Raw genomic sequence first — 15755 nt, forward strand, 5'->3', positions numbered from 1 at the left:
TTCATGGACGTGGCCAACCCCAGCCATCCGAACACCAGCGAGTCGGCAGCCGCCCCACACGGCCAATTTGCCCTGTTGCGCCAGCGCCGCTTCGCGCCGTTCTTCTGGACGCAGTTTGCCGGTGCTGCCAACGACAACCTGTTCAAGTTCGCCTTCACCGTCATGGTCACCTACCAGCTCCAGCTGGACTGGATGAAGCCGACCATGGCCGGCCTGGTGATCGGGGCGGTCTTCATCCTGCCCTTCTTGCTGTTCTCCGCCACGGCGGGCCAGATCACCGACAAGCACGACAAGACGCGGGTGATCCGCTTCGTCAAGAACCTCGAGATCCTCATCATGGTGCTGGCTGCCTGGGGCTTCGCGAGCTCCGACGCAGTGATATTGCTGGCCTGCGTCTTTCTGATGGGGCTGCACTCCACGATGTTCGGGCCGGTCAAGTTCGCCTACCTGCCCCAGGTGCTCCAGCCGCATGAACTGACGGGCGGCAACGGCATGGTCGAGATGGGCACCTTCGTTGCGATTCTTCTCGGCCAGGTTGCAGGGGGGCTGCTGATCGGGCTGCCTGGCATCGGACATGCGACCGTGGCGGCAGCTTGCCTGCTGGTGGCGCTGGTCGGCCGGGCCACGGCGCAGGCCATTCCCTCCGCGCCGGCCACCGATCCGGGTTTGACCATCAACTGGAACCCCCTGACCGAGACGTGGAGAAACTTGCGCTTGGCACATGGCAACACGGTCGTCTTCCGGTCGTTGCTGGGCATTTCCTGGATGTGGTTCTTCGGCGCCGTGTTCCTGGCGCAGTTTCCTGCGTTCGCCAAGGAGGTGCTGCACGCCGACGCGCAGGTGGCATCGCTGCTGCTCGTCGTGTTCTCGGTGGGCATCGGAATCGGATCGCTGCTGTGCGAGACGCTCAGCCGCCGGCAGGTCGAAATCGGACTGGTGCCGCTCGGCGCGATCGGCATGAGCGTGTTTGCGGTGGACTTGTACTTTGCCTCGCGCGGCCTGCCGTCGTCGGCCCCGCTGGGGTTGGAGGCCTTCCTTGCGCGGCCGGCGCATTGGCGCGTCATGGCGGATCTGGCGTTGATGGCGATGTTCGCGGGGCTCTACAGCGTGCCGATGTATGCGCTGATCCAGTTGCGCAGTCCGGCAACGCACCGGGCCCGGATCATCGCGGCCAACAACATCCTTAACGCGTTGTTCATGATCGCCAGTTCTTTGCTGGTGGGCCTGTTGCTCCATCTCGGCTGCTCGATCCCGCAGGTGTTCCTGATCACGGGCATCGCCAATGCGGTGGTGGCGTTCGGCATCTTCATGCTGGTGCCCGAATACCTGCTGCGCTTCGTGGCGTGGATTCTTTCGAACCTGATCTACCGATTCGATGTTCGCGGCACGCAGCACATACCGAACGAAGGCGCAGCCCTGCTGGTGTGCAACCACGTCAGCTTTGTCGACGCCGTGCTGTTGATGGCGGCGAGTCCACGCCCGATCCGGTTCCTGATGGACCACCGCATCTTCCGCATGCCCGTGCTGGGGACGCTGTTCAGGCTGGCCAAGGCGATTCCGATTGCGCCGCAGAAAGAAGACGCGGCGGCATACGAACGGGCCTTCGAAGAGGCTGTACAGGTACTCCGTGACGGCGACCTGCTTGCCATCTTCCCCGAGGGGGCGATCACCCGCGACGGCGAGCTTCAGCCCTTCAAGGCAGGCACGCGCAAGATCCTGGACATCGCCGAAGCCGAGGGCATGAACGTACCGGTCGTGCCGATGGCGCTTTCGAACCTGTGGGGCTCGTTCTTCAGCCGGATCGAAGTGCGCGATGGCGACCGCGTGGCGATGGTGCGCCCGTTCCGGCGCGGCGTGTTCAGCCGGGTCGGCTTGACGGTCGGCAGCGCCATGTCTGCGTCCGAAGCCGGCCTCGAACGACTGCAATTGCGCGTCGGCGAATTGCTCGCGACCCTGCCGACACGATGACCTTGCGCGACCTTCTGTGGCAGGGTATCCATGCGGTACCCGTCGAATTCTGGGCACGGGTCACTTGGCTGGGCGACAGTGGGCTGCTCTTGCCTGCGGCAGTGTTGATCGGCATCTGGTTGCTGGTGTCGCGGCGCACCTGGCCGACTGCGCTGCTGTGGTTCACCTTGTTCGGCTCGGCCAGCCTTCTCGTCCTCGTCTCCAAGTTGGCATTTCTGGGTTGGGGTGTTGGAAGTGCGCGCCTGAACTTCACCGGCATCAGTGGGCACAGCATGATGGCATCGAGCATCTGGCCGGTGGCGCTGTGGTTGCTGTGCGCGCGTGCCGGACACCGTTGGCACGTGGGCATGGCCGTCGCCGGCTGGGTGCTTGCCTGGACCATCGGCGTCTCGCGCCTGGCCTTGTACGCGCATTCGGCGTCTGAGGTGGCGGCCGGATTGCTCCTGGGGACGGCTGTCAGCGCGATATTCCTTGCCACCCAAAGGCACTACCCGCACGCGCATCCCCGCGCTCCCATGGTGCTGGTCAGCCTGTTGATGCCCTTGGCCCTGTTCCCTCCAGGGCATGCTGCGCCCACCCAGGGACTTCTGGAGCAGATCGCGCAGCATCTGGCGCGCATCGATCGACCATTCACGCGGGCCGACTTGCACAGCACGGCGGGGTCGGGCCCTGCATCGGTATCGCTATCAGCTACCTCACAGGGCCATTCCCGAGGCTTTGGGTGCCAATCCGCTGTGAAGGGCGCAGCGCTTCCGATCATGCGCTCGCCCTTCAATCTTCAAACGGAGCATTCGTGAACAGCAACGAGACGAACAGGAATCTGGCGCCTGGCGAACAAGTGGGCCGTGCGCACAAGGTCGGGGTGAACCCGCTGCCTTCTGGCGTGGTGCAGCTGGCGATCGTGGCGGCTGTCGCAGTCGCTGCGGGCCTTTTGGTGTTTCCGATCTGAGCTGGGAGACCCCATGAGCAAAGCATTGCGACTTTCCGAAAAATGGTATCGGCGCGGCCTGTGGTTGGTGGCGCTGGTGTTTGCCTCTTTTCTCATCGGCCTGGGTGGAACGCTCGTGGGCGACTTGCCTCGGGTCGAGCGGCCGCTGTCGGTCGACGATTTCATGGGGCCCACCGCGCCGGGCCTTCGCGAGGCCATGCAACGGCACGAAGAGCAGCAGACACAAGCGCGCGGCGAACTTGAACAAGCACAGCTGAAACTCGAGGCAGCCCGCCAGGCCAATCGCAATGCCCGTGAACGCTTTTCCAACTGGCTGGCAACGCGCCAAGCCACCCAGCTGCCCGATCAGGATGCAGAGCTTGTGGCTCGCACGAGGCAACTCGACGGCCTGAAGGCCGCCGAGGACGACGCGCAGAAGAAGGTGCAGGCGGCGCGGCAGACTGCGCTCGATGCCCAGCAGGCCCAGGCTTCGGCCAAGCGCCAACTCGACGCACTTGGCGACGAGGCGCGGCAGAAGTGGGAGGTCGCGGCCCGCAGCCAGGAGCTGCGCGTCTTCGGGTACCGGTTGGCGCTGACGTTGCCGCTGCTCGTGGTGGCCGGGTGGCTGTTCGCCAAGAAGCGCAAAAGCACCTGGTGGCCTTTTGTCTGGGGCTTCATCTTCTTTGCGCTCTTCGCCTTCTTCTTCGAGCTGGTGCCCTACCTGCCCAGCTACGGCGGCTATGTGCGCTATGTGGTCGGCGTCATCGTGACGGTGTTGGTTGGGCGATACGCGATCGTGGGACTGAACCGGTACCTGGAGCGGCAGAAGTTGGCTGAAGCACAGCCGGAACGCGCTCGGCGCGAAGAGCTGGACTACGACGTCGCGCTGGCGCGCTTGGCCAAGGGGGCCTGTCCAGGCTGTGAGCGGCCGGTGGATCTGAAAAGCACCGCGCTTGACTTCTGCCCGCACTGCGGCATCGGCCTGCACGACCATTGCGGGCACTGCCAGACACGCAAGAGTGCGTTCTCGAAGTATTGCCACGCGTGCGGAACGCCCGGCCGGAAGGTGAGCGACGGCGCAACAAGCTTCGCAACCGACGCGGCCGGTGCCTTTCCTGCGGCCTAGCGCCGTCTATACGCCGCGTGCCCGATCGGTCTTGAACGATGCGCGGAACGCACTGAAAGTCCCGCCCTCGAGCGCTTCGCGAATTTCGCGCATGAGGTTCAGGTAGTAGTGCAGGTTGTGCACCGTCGTCAGCATGGGCGCCAGCATCTCGCCGCAACGCTCGAGGTGGTGCAAGTAGGCACGCGAGAAGCCGTCGCGCCCGCCCTTTTCCCACGACACGCCCGAAGCGCCCGCGCAGGCGTGGCAAGTGCAACTGGTGTCGATTGGTTGTGGGTCCGACTTGTGGCGAGCATTGCGGATCTTCAGGTCGCCGTAGCGGCTGAACAGCGTGCCATTGCGTGCGTTGCGCGTCGGCATGACGCAGTCGAACATGTCTACCCCGTCGGCGACGCCTTGCACCAGGTCTTCGGGCGTGCCCACACCCATCAGGTAGCGCGGCTTGTGTGCGGGAAGGCGGTGCGGCGTGTGGGCCATCACTCGCAGCATCTCTTCCTTCGGTTCGCCAACGCTGACGCCGCCGATCGCATACCCCGGGAAGTCCATGTCGACCAATTGCGACAGTGATTCTTCGCGCAGGTTCTCGAACATGCCGCCCTGGACGATGCCGAAGAGCGCATTGGGGTTGCCAAGTCGCTCGAACTCGGCCCTGCAGCGCTTCGCCCAGCGTAGGCTGAGTTCCATCGAACTGCGCGCTTGCGCTTCGGAGGTGATCTTCCCGTCCGTGTCGTAGGGCGTGCACTCGTCGAACTGCATGACGATGTCGCTGTTGAGAATGGTCTGGATCTGCATCGACACCTCGGGCGTCAGGAACAGCTTGTCCCCGTTGACGGGCGACGCGAACTTGACGCCTTCTTCCGTGATCTTGCGCATCGCGCCCAGGCTCCAGACCTGGAATCCGCCTGAGTCGGTCAGGATGGGACGATCCCACTTCTCGAATGCATGCAGGCCGCCGAATGCGCTCATCACATCCAGTCCCGGACGCATCCAGAGGTGGAAGGTGTTGCCCAGGATGATCTGCGCGCCCATTTCTTCCAGGCTACGCGGCATCACGCCCTTGACGGTGCCATAGGTGCCGACAGGCATGAAGATCGGAGTCTGGACCACGCCATGATTGAGCGTGAGGGTGCCGCGCCGGGCGTGGCTGTCTGGATCCGTGGCAAGAAGTTCGAAGTTCAGCATGTGGATGTCTCTCGGGCCAGCAGCATGGCGTCGCCATAGCTGAAGAAGCGATAGCGCTCTCGGATGGCGTGGGCGTACAGCGCCATGACGCGTTCATAGCCCGCCAGGGCGCTGACCAGCATCATGAGCGTGCTCTTGGGCAGGTGAAAGTTGGTGATCAGCAGGTCGACGTAGCGGAAGTCGAAGCCGGGGGTGATGAAGATGCTCGTGTCGCCCGTTGCCTCGCCTGTCTGCCCCCAGGATTCGAGGGTGCGGACTGTGGTCGTTCCCACCGCCACCACACGCCCGCCGCGGGCCTTGCAGGCGGCGATGGCCTGCTGGGTGGTCAGTGGCACCTGATAGCGCTCGGCATGCATGGTGTGCTCGGCAATGTTTTCGGTCTTGACCGGCTGGAAAGTGCCCGCGCCCACGTGAAGGGTGACGTTGGCACGCTCGATGCCTCGGGCATCGAGTTGCGCCAGGACCGATTCGTCGAAGTGAAGTGCCGCCGTCGGCGCGGCAACGGCGCCGGGAACCCGAGCGAAGACGGTCTGGTAGCGCCGCTCGTCGTCGGCGGAATCGGCATGCGTGATGTAGGGCGGCAGCGGCACATGGCCACAGCGCGCCATCAGCGCGTACGGATCTTCGCCAGCGGGACTGTCGAATCGCAGGTGGAATAGCGCTCCTTGCGCATCGGGCCAGCGACCGAGGAGGGTGGCGGTGAATCCGCCGTCCATCTCGAGCGCCATGCCGATGGGGGGCTTCTTGCTGACCTTCATGTGAGCCACGACGTCCTGACCTTGAAGGACGCGCTCGATCAGCAGTTCGAGCCGGCCGCCAGTCGGCTTCTTGCCGAAAAGGCGCGCCTTCACGACCTGCGTATCGTTGAAGACAAGAAGGTCCCCGGCCCGCAGCAAGTTCGGCAGATCGCGAAAGATTCGGTCTACAGGCGAGGCGCCGGTGCCGTCGAGAAGGCGCGAGCTGCTGCGCTCGCTGGCGGGATGCTGAGCCACCAGATCGGGTGGCAGGTCGAAATCGAAATCGGAAAGACTGAACGTTTGCATCGCGCTTGAGGGCCGGACGGACCCATGCCAAGGGGGAGGAGGCCGCTACCCGGTGCAATCGCGCATTGGACGCGCGCATCGGTGGCAGCGGCGGGGGAGGCAGAATTGTCCCATGCCCGCAGCCGCTTCGCCGTCGCCCCAGCAAAAGTCCTCCAGCGCCAGTCCGCCGGCTGCGCCTGGTTCTGGCTTGAGTGCGACGCAGCGGGCCTTGCGCAAGTTGGGGCTGGTGCGCGACATCGATTTCGCGCTGTATCTGCCGATGCGCTATGAAGATGAGACCCAGATCGTCAAGCTCGCTGACGCGCATGATGGCGACGTGGCTCAGATCGAGGCGGTGGTGCGTTCTTGCGAAGTGGTCTACCGCCCACGGCGCCAGCTCATCGCCACCGTGGATGACGGGAGCGACACCTGTCAGCTGCGCTTCTTCAATTTCTATCCCTCGCTGCACAAGCAGTTGGCACCCGGTTCACGCGTTCGAATCCGCGGAGAGTTGAAGGGTGGATTTCTTGGGCGGCAGATGCTGCATCCGACCATCAAGGCGGCCGGCACCGATCTGCCGGAAGCGCTGACGCCGGTCTATTCCACCATCTCCGGCCTCGCGCAGCCGGCATTGCGGCGCGAGGTGCGCGCCGGACTGGCGCGGTCGATATTGGACGAGACGATCCCGCTGGACGCTTGGCAGCCGCAGTGGAGCCTGCGGCAATCGCTGCACTTCCTCCACTATCCGACGCCGGATGTTGCGATGGCGACGCTGGAAGATCGAAGCCATCCGGCTTGGCAGCGGGTCAAGGCCGAAGAGCTTCTGGCGCAGCAGCTGTCCCAGCAGCAGGCGCGCCACGAGCGTGCCTCGCAGCGCGCGCCTGCCCTGCGACCGAATGTGTCGCCAGGGTCGCTTTCGGAGCAGTTGCTGGCGGTCCTTCCGTTCGCGCTGACCGGGGCGCAGCGCCGGGCCGTGGAAGAGATCGGTCGTGACCTTGGCCGCGAGTTGCCGATGCACCGGCTGCTGCAGGGCGATGTGGGATCCGGCAAGACCGTGGTGGCTGCGCTGGCCGCGGCGCTGACCATCGATGCAGGCCATCAGTGTGCGCTGATGGCGCCGACCGAAATCCTCGCAGCTCAGCATTTCGGCAAGCTCGTGCAGTGGCTGGATCCCTTGCTCGCCGAGCGCGGATTGCGCGTGGCCTGGCTGACGGGCAGCCAGAAAAAGAGCGAGCGCGAGGTGATGACGGCCGCCGTGGAAAGCGGCGAAGCGGCACTCGTCATCGGCACCCACGCCGTCATCTCCGAGAAGGTTCGTTTCGCGCGGTTGGCGTTGGCCATCATCGATGAGCAGCACCGCTTCGGCGTGGCTCAGCGTCTTGCATTGCGCGGCAAGGCAGGTGGCCTGAACCCGGAAGGGAAAGGCGCGCTGGAACCGCATCTTCTGATGATGAGCGCCACGCCGATTCCTCGTACGCTGGCGATGAGCTACTACGCCGACCTGGACGTTTCCACGCTGGACGAACTGCCGCCGGGGCGAACACCGGTGGTCACGAAACTGGTGGCGGATCACCGGCGCGACGAGGTCATCGATCGCATACAGGCGCAGTTGTCCCAGGGGCGGCAGGTGTACTGGGTCTGTCCCCTGATCGAGGAGAGCGAAGCCGTCGACCTTCGCAACGCAACAGCCACGCGCGACGAGCTGGCTGACGCGCTGGGCGACGCTGTCGGAGTGGGGCTGCTGCATTCGCGAATGCCCACCGCGGAAAAGCAGGACGTGATGGCGCAATTCAGTGCTGGCCGGCTGGATGTGCTGGTCAGTACCACCGTGATCGAGGTGGGTGTGGACGTGCCCAATGCCTCGTTGATGGTGATCGAGCATGCCGAACGCTTCGGCCTGTCTCAGCTTCACCAACTGCGTGGGCGCGTCGGTCGTGGCGCGGCGGCATCCGCGTGCGTGCTGCTCTATGCGCCCGGCGAAAGCGGTCGCGTGGGCGAGGCGGCGCGTGCGCGGCTGCGTGCCATGGCTGAGACCGCTGACGGTTTCGAGATCGCCCGACGGGATCTCGAGATTCGCGGTCCCGGCGAATTCCTGGGCGCGCGGCAGTCCGGTGCGCCGTTGCTTCGCTTTGCCGATCTTGCGACCGACACGCGCCTGCTCGACTGGGCCCGGGAACTGGCGCCGCGGATGCTGCAGGCGCATCCGGAATTGGCGCAACGCCACATCGACCGCTGGCTCGGAACACGCTCGGAATACTTGCGGGCCTGAGCGCCCTCATCGGGCGGTCGGACTCGGCCGATGGCTGGGGTTGCGATTCCGTGCGCATAATTGACGCAGGCTATGACTCTCACCGAACTGAAATACATCGTTGCGGTCGCCAGGGAGCGGCACTTTGGCAAAGCCGCCGAGGCTTGCTTCGTTTCTCAGCCCACCCTGTCGGTGGCGATCAAGAAGCTCGAAGATGAGCTGGAAGTCAAACTCTTCGAGCGCAGTGCCGGTGAGGTGACGGTGACGCCGCTGGGCGAGCAGATCGTGCAGCAGGCGCAAAGCGTGCTCGACCAGGCGGCCAGCATCAAGGAGATTGCCAAGCGTGGCAAGGATCCGCTGGCCGGTCCGTTGCGGCTTGGCGTGATCTACACCATCGGGCCCTATCTACTGCCCGATCTCGTACGCCAGAACATCGCGCGCACGCCGCAGATGCCCTTGATGCTGCAGGAAAACTTCACCGTCAAACTGCTGGACATGTTGCGTGCCGGAGAGATCGATTGCGCCATCATGGCTGAGCCGTTCCCGGATACCGGCTTGGCCATTGCGCCGCTTTATGACGAGCCTTTCCTTGCGGCTGTTCCCGCTGGTCACGCATTGGCACAGCGAGACTCGGTCACGTCGGACGAGTTGAAGAACGAGACCATGCTCCTGCTTGGCACGGGGCATTGCTTTCGGGATCACGTGCTGGAGGTGTGTCCGGAGTTCGCGCGCTTTTCCAGCAGCGCCGAGGGCATCCGCAAGAGCTTCGAGGGCTCCTCTCTGGAGACCATCAAACACATGGTTGCATCTGGTATGGGCGTGACGCTGGTGCCTCGACTGTCCGTGCCGCAGGATGCGCTCAAGCCCAAGGGGCGTTCCCGTCGAGAGCTCGAGCCCATGGTGCGATACCTGCCTGTGCGCGACACCGAGGGGCGCGAGCCGCCCACGCGGCGCGTGGTTCTGGCCTGGCGGCGTAGCTTCACGCGCTACGAAGCCATCGCGGCCTTGCGAAATGCGATCTATGCGTGTGAGCTGCAGGGAGTCAAGCGCCTTTCCTGAGAGGCCGTTGTCCGGTGGCGAATGAATGCCATAGTCTGAAACTGTTGCGGCAGACACCGCCGCCTCCTAAAGTCGCCTGTCACTCCATTGAACTTGAAAAGGAAAGCGTCTCCATGGCCAAAGCCGCAAAGAAGTCCAAGTCCTCCATCGCCGCATCGCCGGCAGCCTCGGCTGGCAAAGTCCCGGTCAAGGGAGGAACACGTGTCGCGGGTGAATCCGGCAGCAGTGGCGCACCCGGCATCAATATCGGGATCGATCGCGCCGACCGCGCCGCCATCGCCGAGGGCCTGAGCCGGGTCTTGGCCGATACCTACACCTTGTATCTGACCACCCACAACTTCCATTGGAACGTGACGGGCCCTCACTTCAATTCGCTGCACGCCATGTTCATGCAGCAGTACACCGAGCTGTGGGGCGCGACGGACATCATCGCTGAGCGCATCCGGGCGCTGGGCCACTATGCGCCGGGTTCCTATGCCGAATTCAGCAAGATCGCCACCGTTCCCGACGTGCCGCAGAACCCCCCGAAGGCGATGGAGATGGTGCGCATCCTGGTCAAGGGTCACGAGACTGTTTCGCGGATCTCGCGCGAGTTCATTCCAGTGGCCGAGCAAGCCGGCGACGATCCGACCGCAGACATGTTGACGGCGCGCTGCACCGTGCACGACCAGACCGCTTGGATGCTGCGCTCGCTGCTGGAAGAGTGAGATGAGTGAGGTGGCGCCTGCGCTGCGGGCATCGACTTCTCCCGCGCCGCAGCCGCCGGCGCGCAGCCGCCTTGCCGCCTATCTGGATCTGATCCGCTGGAACCGGCCAGCGGGTTGGTTGTTGCTGCTGTGGCCTTCGCTTTCGGCGCTTTGGTTCGCATCCAATGGCTGGCCGGGTTGGCACCTGCTGGCCGTCTTTGTGCTGGGCACCATCCTCATGCGCAGCGCCGGTTGCTGTGTCAACGACGTGGCCGACCGCGATTTCGACCGACACGTCAAGCGGACCGCCCAGCGACCGGTGACAAGCGGAGAGGTGTCGGTGCGCGAGGCGCTGGCCGTCGGCGCAGTGCTGACGCTGGCCGCGTTCGGCCTCGTGCTGACGACGAACTTGGCCACGATCCTCTGGTCCTTTGCGGCCTTGGCGGTGACACTGATCTACCCGTACGCCAAGCGCTTTGTTTCCGTGCCGCAAGCTGTCCTTGGTGTGGCCTTCAGCTTCGGCATCCCGATGGCGTTTGCAGCGGTTCAGGGTGAGGTGCCGGCACAAGCCTGGCTGCTGCTTGTTGGCAACCTGTTCTGGGTGCTGGCCTACGACACGGAATACGCGATGGTCGATCGAGACGACGACCTGAAGATTGGCATGAAGACGTCGGCCATCACCTTTGGCAGGTTCGACGTCGTCGCGGTGATGCTCAGCTACGCCATCTATTTGGGCGTTTGGATAAGCATTGGCGCCAAGCATTCGCTGGGCATATGGTTCTATCTGGGGATCTCGGCCGCACTGGCCCAGGCCATCTGGCACTGGCGGCTTATCCGGGGGCGAACCCGCGAGGGCTGTTTCCGGGCCTTCCGCCTCAATCATTGGGTGGGCTTCGCGGTTTTCGCCGGCGTTGTGGCCGGGTTCGCCTGGCGCTGAGCTCCCGCTAGCATCGGCGTGCCGGCATTGTTGCTGGCTGCCGTTCTCTCAGCGGCGCGCGAATTCGTCTGCCAGTTCCTTGGCTCGCACTTGCGCAGCGCGGATGGCGGCCTTGAAGCTGGCCTTCATGCCTGCCGATTCCATGGATGTGATGGCCGCGTGCGTGGTCCCGCCCTTGGAGGTCACACGCTCTCGCAGCACTAATGGCTTTTCATCGGAGCCGGCAGCCAGGGCGGAAGCGCCCGTGAATGTGCCGACTGCCAAGCGATGCGCCTGCTCCTCGCTCAAGCCCATTTCCATGCCGGCCTCTGTCATTGCTTCGATGAAGTAGAAAATGTATGCGGGCCCTGACCCCGAGACGGCCGTGACCGCGTCCAGCTTCTCTTCAGCGTCCAGCCAGAGCAGCTGCCCGGTCGGATTCAGGATCTGCTCGATCAATGCCCGGTCGGCGTCACTGACCTCTTTCCGCGCGAATAGTCCGGTCATCCCCTGGCCGACGAGGGCAGGTGTGTTGGGCATGGCGCGGACCACCCGGCCCGTCCCCGTCCAGTGGGCAATGCTGTCTGAAGGGATCCCAGCCGCCACGCTGAGGTGCAGGGCGTGGGTTGCGAAGGCGCGCACAGGAGCGGCCGCTTCGGCGAAAGTCTGGGGCTTGACTGCCCAGACCACGACGGCGCAGCGTGCCAAATCGTCGGTGGCTGCCGCGATGGCTTGAACCCCCAAGTCGTTCAGCAATTTAGACCGGGTAGATTCGAATGGCTCGACCACCACGAACCCCTCGGCCGGCAGGCCGCGCCGGATCAGCCCTCCAAGAATCGCACTGGCCATGTTTCCCCCTCCGACAAAGCCAATGGGCGGCAGTGGGGGAGTCAAGGTAGTTGATGGCTTGGTCATGGGGTGTTGACGCGAACAATTGAACGTGCGAGAATATACGGCTTCGCTAGAAAAAAGCCGCGCTTTTCGGGTGCGCCATGAAGACGCTAGGCGATTTTGCGCGAAGACTATCTGCCCAAAGGTGGCGTCCCGAGTGGTTCGGGGTGTTATCGACGGGCCCAAGACTGACTGATTTTCCGTTTGCCGTGGTGCACAAATCGCGGCGCTGGGCAAATCGGTACAAGTTGGGAACTACGAACAATGATCCAGACTGAATCCAGGCTCGAAGTGGCCGACAACACGGGCGCGAAATCCGTCCTGTGTATCAAGGTTCTTGGTGGCTCCAAGCGTCGCTACGCCAGCGTGGGCGACATCATCAAGGTGAGTGTCAAGGAAGCTGCTCCGCGCGGGCGCGTCAAGAAGGGCGAAATCTACAACGCCGTCGTCGTGCGCACTGCGAAGGGCATCCGCCGCACGGACGGGTCGCTCGTGAAGTTCGACGGCAACGCCGCCGTGCTTCTGAATGCCAAGCATGAGCCCATCGGCACCCGCATCTTCGGACCGGTCACGCGCGAACTGCGCACCGAGAAGTTCATGAAGATCGTGTCGCTGGCTCCCGAAGTTCTCTGATTAGGACGACACAGTCATGAACAAGATTCGCAAGGGCGACCAGGTCATCGTGTTGGCCGGTCGCGACAAGGGCAAGCGTGGCACGGTGACGCTGCGCTCCGACGATTCGCACCTCCTCATCGAGGGCGTCAACATGGTCAAGAAGCACGCCAAGCCGAACCCAATGAAGGGTACGACGGGCGGCATCGTTGAAAAGGCCATGCCGATTCACCAATCCAATGTGGCGATCTTCAACGCCGCGACCGGCAAGGCTGATCGCGTGGGTGTGAAGGTGGTCGATGGCAAGCGCGTGCGGGTCTTCAAGTCCAGCGGCGAACAGATCAAGGCCGCGTAAGGGGTACCGAGATGGCACGACTGCAACAACACTACCGCGAAAAGGTCGTCAAGGAATTGACCGACAAGTTCGGCTACACCTCGACGATGGAAGTCCCTCGCCTGACCAAGATCACGCTCAACATGGGCGTGGGTGAGGCTGTGGCCGACAAGAAGGTGCTTGAGAACGCTGTGGCGGATCTCACCAAGATCGCTGGTCAAAAGCCCGTTGTCACCAAGGCCCGCAAGGCCATTGCTGGCTTCAAGATCCGCGAAGGACAAGCGATCGGGTGCATGGTCACTCTGCGCGGCGTCCAGATGTATGAATTCCTTGATCGATTCGTGACCGTGGCTCTGCCGCGCGTTCGCGACTTCCGGGGCATTTCGGCTCGCGCGTTCGATGGTCGTGGTAACTACAACATCGGCGTCAAAGAGCAGATCATCTTCCCTGAAATCGAATACGACAAGGTGGATGCACTGCGTGGCTTGAACATCAGCATCACCACGACGGCCAAGACCGACGAAGAAGCCAAGGCACTGCTGACCGGCTTCCGTTTCCCGTTCAAGAACTGAGGTGAACCGTGGCTAAAGTAGCTTTGATCCAGCGCGAACTCAAGCGCGACAAGTTGGCCGCCAAGTACGCCGCCAAGTACGCTGAACTGAAGGCTGTCGCCAATGACGCGAAGAAGAGCGACGAGGAGCGAGCTGTCGCCCGCCTGGGCCTGCAGAAGCTTCCGCGCAATGCCAACCCGACTCGCCAGCGCAACCGCTGCGAGATCACCGGCCGCCCGCGTGGCACGTTCCGCCAATTTGGCCTGGGCCGCGCCAAGATCCGCGAGCTGGCTTTCAATGGCGACATCCCCGGTGTCACCAAGGCCAGCTGGTAATCCAGGCAGGAGCAAGAAACATGAGCATGAGTGATCCCATTGCCGACCTGCTGACGCGTATTCGCAACGCGCAGATGGTCGCCAAGCCCACGGTGTCGGTCCCGGCCTCCAAAGTGAAGGTCGCGATCGCCCAGGTCCTGAAGGATGAGGGCTATATCGACGGCTTCCAGGTCAAGACCGAAGCCGGCAAGAGCGAGCTTGAAATCGCCTTGAAGTACTACGCTGGTCGCCCCGTGATCGAGCGCATCGAGCGTGTGAGCCGCCCTGGCTTGCGCGTGTACCGCGGTAGCGCGGCGATTCCGCAGGTTCAGAACGGACTCGGTGTTGCCATCGTGACCACGCCCAAGGGCGTGATGACGGATCGCAAGGCGCGCGCCGACGGCGTTGGCGGCGAAGTCCTTTGCTACGTCGCTTGATCGAGGAGCAAGGAATATGTCCCGAGTAGGAAAAGCACCAGTCACCATCCCGCAAGGCGTGGATGTATCGATCAAGGCAGACCAAGTCAGCGTCAAAGGTGCGGGCGGTACTCTGTCGCTTGCAGTGAATCCCCTGGTCACCGTCAGCAATGGCGACGGCAAGCTCAGCTTTGCCCCTGCCAACGATTCGCGCGAAGCCAATGCGATGAGCGGCACCATGCGCCAGCTCGTCAACAACATGGTTGTCGGCGTGTCGAAGGGCTTCGAGAAGAAGCTGAACCTGGTTGGCGTGGGCTTCAAGGCTGCCGCGCAAGGCGCCAAGCTCAACCTGGCCATCGGTTTCTCGCATCCTGTTGACATCGTCATGCCGGAAGGCATCACCGTCGCCACCCCGACCCCGACCGAGATCGTGGTGAAGGGTGCTGATCGTCAACGCGTCGGTCAGATCGCCGCTGAGATCCGAGCTGTTCGTCCGCCCGAGCCTTACAAGGGCAAGGGAATCCGCTATGCGGACGAGAAGATCGTGATCAAAGAGACCAAGAAGAAGTAAGGGGCAGCAAAATGATGTTGACCAAGAAGGAACAGCGTCTGCGCCGCGCGCGTCAGACCCGCATTCGCATCGCCACCCAGGGTGTTGCCCGTCTCACTGTAAATCGCACGAACCTGCACATCTATGCCAGCGTCATTTCCGACGACGGCGCCCGTGTGTTGGCCACCGCGTCTACCGCCGAAGCCGAAGTGCGTTCGTCGCTCGGCGCTGCTGGCAAGGGTGGCAACGTTGCCGCCGCCGCGATCATCGGCAAGCGCATCGCCGAAAAGGCCAAGGCTGCCGGTGTCGAGAAGGTTGCATTCGATCGTGCAGGTTTTGCCTACCACGGTCGCGTGAAGGCCTTGGCTGACGCGGCCCGCGAAGCTGGCCTGCAGTTCTAACCGAACACGAGATTCAAGAATGGCAAAGATTCAGGCAAGAGCGCAGAACGACGGTCCCGAGGACGGCCTGCGCGAGAAGATGATCTCGATCAACCGCGTGACCAAGGTGGTCAAGGGTGGTCGTATTCTGGGCTTCGCAGCGCTGACCGTGGTCGGTGATGGCGATGGTCGCGTTGGCATGGGTAAGGGCAAGTCCAAGGAAGTGCCCGCCGCCGTGCAGAAGGCAATGGAAGAAGCTCGTCGCAACCTCTTCAAGGTATCGATCAAGAGCGGTACGCTGCACCACCAGGTGACGGGTCACCATGGCGCCTCGTCCGTTGTGATGTACCCGGCCCCCAAGGGTACCGGCATCATCGCTGGCGGCCCGATGCGTGCCGTCTTCGAAGTGATGGGCATCACCGACGTCGTGGCCAAGAGCCATGGCTCGTCGAACCCCTACAACATGGTTCGTGCAACGCTGAATGGCCTGCGCAACGCAACGACGGCTTCGCAAGTTGCCGCCAAGCGTGGCTTGACCGTTGAGCAGTTGTTCACGGCGTGAGCGGAGTAGATAC

The 15755-nt window shown here is 63.4% G+C and carries 19 protein-coding genes; 16 read left to right on the top strand and 3 right to left on the bottom strand.

Annotated elements, in window-relative coordinates:
• The first annotated feature begins 3 nt into the window (after positions 1-3).
• The 4 genes from QTH91_RS21025 to QTH91_RS21040 are packed head-to-tail and all read left to right on the top strand — an operon-like array spanning position 4 to position 4022.
• Positions 4-1968, top strand: a complete 1965-nt coding sequence (locus QTH91_RS21025) for an MFS transporter (RefSeq protein WP_286662099.1) — start codon at positions 4-6, stop codon at positions 1966-1968.
• Positions 1965-2765 (top strand): phosphatase PAP2 family protein, encoded by an 801-nt coding sequence (locus tag QTH91_RS21030; protein ID WP_286662100.1) that lies wholly within the window; start codon positions 1965-1967, stop codon positions 2763-2765. The genes QTH91_RS21025 and QTH91_RS21030 overlap by 4 nt, the downstream gene beginning before the upstream one ends.
• Positions 2762-2917: a hypothetical protein gene (locus QTH91_RS21035; RefSeq protein WP_286662101.1), complete on the top strand. Its 156-nt coding sequence runs from the start codon at positions 2762-2764 to the stop codon at positions 2915-2917. Before QTH91_RS21030 ends, QTH91_RS21035 begins: the two co-directional genes overlap by 4 nt.
• A gap of 13 nt (positions 2918-2930) precedes the next feature.
• Positions 2931-4022: a zinc ribbon domain-containing protein gene (locus QTH91_RS21040; protein ID WP_286662102.1), complete on the top strand. Its 1092-nt coding sequence runs from the start codon at positions 2931-2933 to the stop codon at positions 4020-4022.
• A gap of 6 nt (positions 4023-4028) precedes the next feature.
• Here the strand turns inward: QTH91_RS21040 and tgt are convergent, their stop codons facing one another.
• Together tgt and queA are read right to left on the bottom strand one after the other, a co-directional pair.
• Positions 4029-5201 (bottom strand): tRNA guanosine(34) transglycosylase Tgt, encoded by a 1173-nt coding sequence (tgt, locus tag QTH91_RS21045; RefSeq protein WP_286662103.1) that lies wholly within the window; start codon positions 5199-5201, stop codon positions 4029-4031.
• Positions 5195-6244 carry a tRNA preQ1(34) S-adenosylmethionine ribosyltransferase-isomerase QueA gene (gene queA, locus QTH91_RS21050; RefSeq protein ID WP_286662104.1) on the bottom strand — a complete coding sequence of 350 codons (1050 nt, stop codon included), beginning with the start codon at positions 6242-6244 and terminating at the stop codon, positions 5195-5197. Before queA ends, tgt begins: the two co-directional genes overlap by 7 nt.
• A gap of 112 nt (positions 6245-6356) precedes the next feature.
• Here queA and recG point away from each other — a divergent pair, with 112 nt between their 5' ends.
• The 4 genes from recG (at position 6357) to ubiA (ending at position 11153) form a co-directional block, all read left to right on the top strand.
• On the top strand, positions 6357-8492 hold the full coding sequence (recG, locus tag QTH91_RS21055; RefSeq protein WP_286662105.1) for an ATP-dependent DNA helicase RecG: 2136 nt from the start codon (positions 6357-6359) through the stop codon (positions 8490-8492).
• 72 nt (positions 8493-8564) lie between these two features.
• Complete coding sequence (locus QTH91_RS21060) at positions 8565-9530, top strand: LysR substrate-binding domain-containing protein (RefSeq protein WP_286662106.1); 966 nt, start codon at positions 8565-8567, stop codon at positions 9528-9530.
• Between the two features lie 113 nt (positions 9531-9643).
• Positions 9644-10237, top strand: coding sequence for a Dps family protein (locus tag QTH91_RS21065; RefSeq protein WP_286662107.1), 594 nt, complete (start codon positions 9644-9646; stop codon positions 10235-10237).
• Position 10238: 1 nt separating this feature from the next.
• A complete protein-coding gene (ubiA, locus tag QTH91_RS21070; protein ID WP_286662108.1) occupies positions 10239-11153 on the top strand; it encodes a 4-hydroxybenzoate octaprenyltransferase in 915 nt (304 codons plus the stop codon).
• A 48-nt stretch (positions 11154-11201) separates the two neighbouring features.
• On the opposite strand, the gene proC is transcribed toward ubiA, so the two are convergent.
• A complete protein-coding gene (gene proC, locus QTH91_RS21075; protein WP_286662109.1) occupies positions 11202-12047 on the bottom strand; it encodes a pyrroline-5-carboxylate reductase in 846 nt (281 codons plus the stop codon).
• 240 nt (positions 12048-12287) lie between these two features.
• On the opposite strand from proC, the gene rplN reads away from it, so the two are divergent.
• Genes rplN through rpsE form a run of 8 tightly spaced genes read left to right on the top strand, consistent with a single transcriptional unit; the run spans position 12288 to position 15742 of the window.
• Entirely contained in the window at positions 12288-12656 is a 369-nt protein-coding gene (gene rplN / locus QTH91_RS21080; protein WP_286662110.1) for a 50S ribosomal protein L14, read from the top strand.
• A gap of 16 nt (positions 12657-12672) precedes the next feature.
• Positions 12673-12990: a 50S ribosomal protein L24 gene (rplX, locus tag QTH91_RS21085; RefSeq protein WP_286662111.1), complete on the top strand. Its 318-nt coding sequence runs from the start codon at positions 12673-12675 to the stop codon at positions 12988-12990.
• An 11-nt stretch (positions 12991-13001) separates the two neighbouring features.
• Positions 13002-13541 carry a 50S ribosomal protein L5 gene (gene rplE, locus QTH91_RS21090; protein WP_286662112.1) on the top strand — a complete coding sequence of 180 codons (540 nt, stop codon included), beginning with the start codon at positions 13002-13004 and terminating at the stop codon, positions 13539-13541.
• A gap of 8 nt (positions 13542-13549) precedes the next feature.
• Positions 13550-13855 carry a 30S ribosomal protein S14 gene (gene rpsN, locus QTH91_RS21095; RefSeq protein WP_286662113.1) on the top strand — a complete coding sequence of 102 codons (306 nt, stop codon included), beginning with the start codon at positions 13550-13552 and terminating at the stop codon, positions 13853-13855.
• Positions 13856-13875: 20 nt separating this feature from the next.
• Positions 13876-14271, top strand: a complete 396-nt coding sequence (gene rpsH / locus QTH91_RS21100; RefSeq protein WP_286662114.1) for a 30S ribosomal protein S8 — start codon at positions 13876-13878, stop codon at positions 14269-14271.
• Between the two features lie 16 nt (positions 14272-14287).
• Positions 14288-14821 carry a 50S ribosomal protein L6 gene (gene rplF / locus QTH91_RS21105; RefSeq protein ID WP_286662203.1) on the top strand — a complete coding sequence of 178 codons (534 nt, stop codon included), beginning with the start codon at positions 14288-14290 and terminating at the stop codon, positions 14819-14821.
• Between the two features lie 14 nt (positions 14822-14835).
• Complete coding sequence (gene rplR / locus QTH91_RS21110) at positions 14836-15201, top strand: 50S ribosomal protein L18 (protein ID WP_286662204.1); 366 nt, start codon at positions 14836-14838, stop codon at positions 15199-15201.
• A gap of 19 nt (positions 15202-15220) precedes the next feature.
• Positions 15221-15742: a 30S ribosomal protein S5 gene (gene rpsE / locus QTH91_RS21115; RefSeq protein WP_286662115.1), complete on the top strand. Its 522-nt coding sequence runs from the start codon at positions 15221-15223 to the stop codon at positions 15740-15742.
• Positions 15743-15755 lie beyond the last annotated feature (13 nt).

This window comes from Variovorax dokdonensis (assembly GCF_030316895.1).
GTDB classification, from domain to species: Bacteria; Pseudomonadota; Gammaproteobacteria; order Burkholderiales; family Burkholderiaceae_C; genus Variovorax; species Variovorax dokdonensis.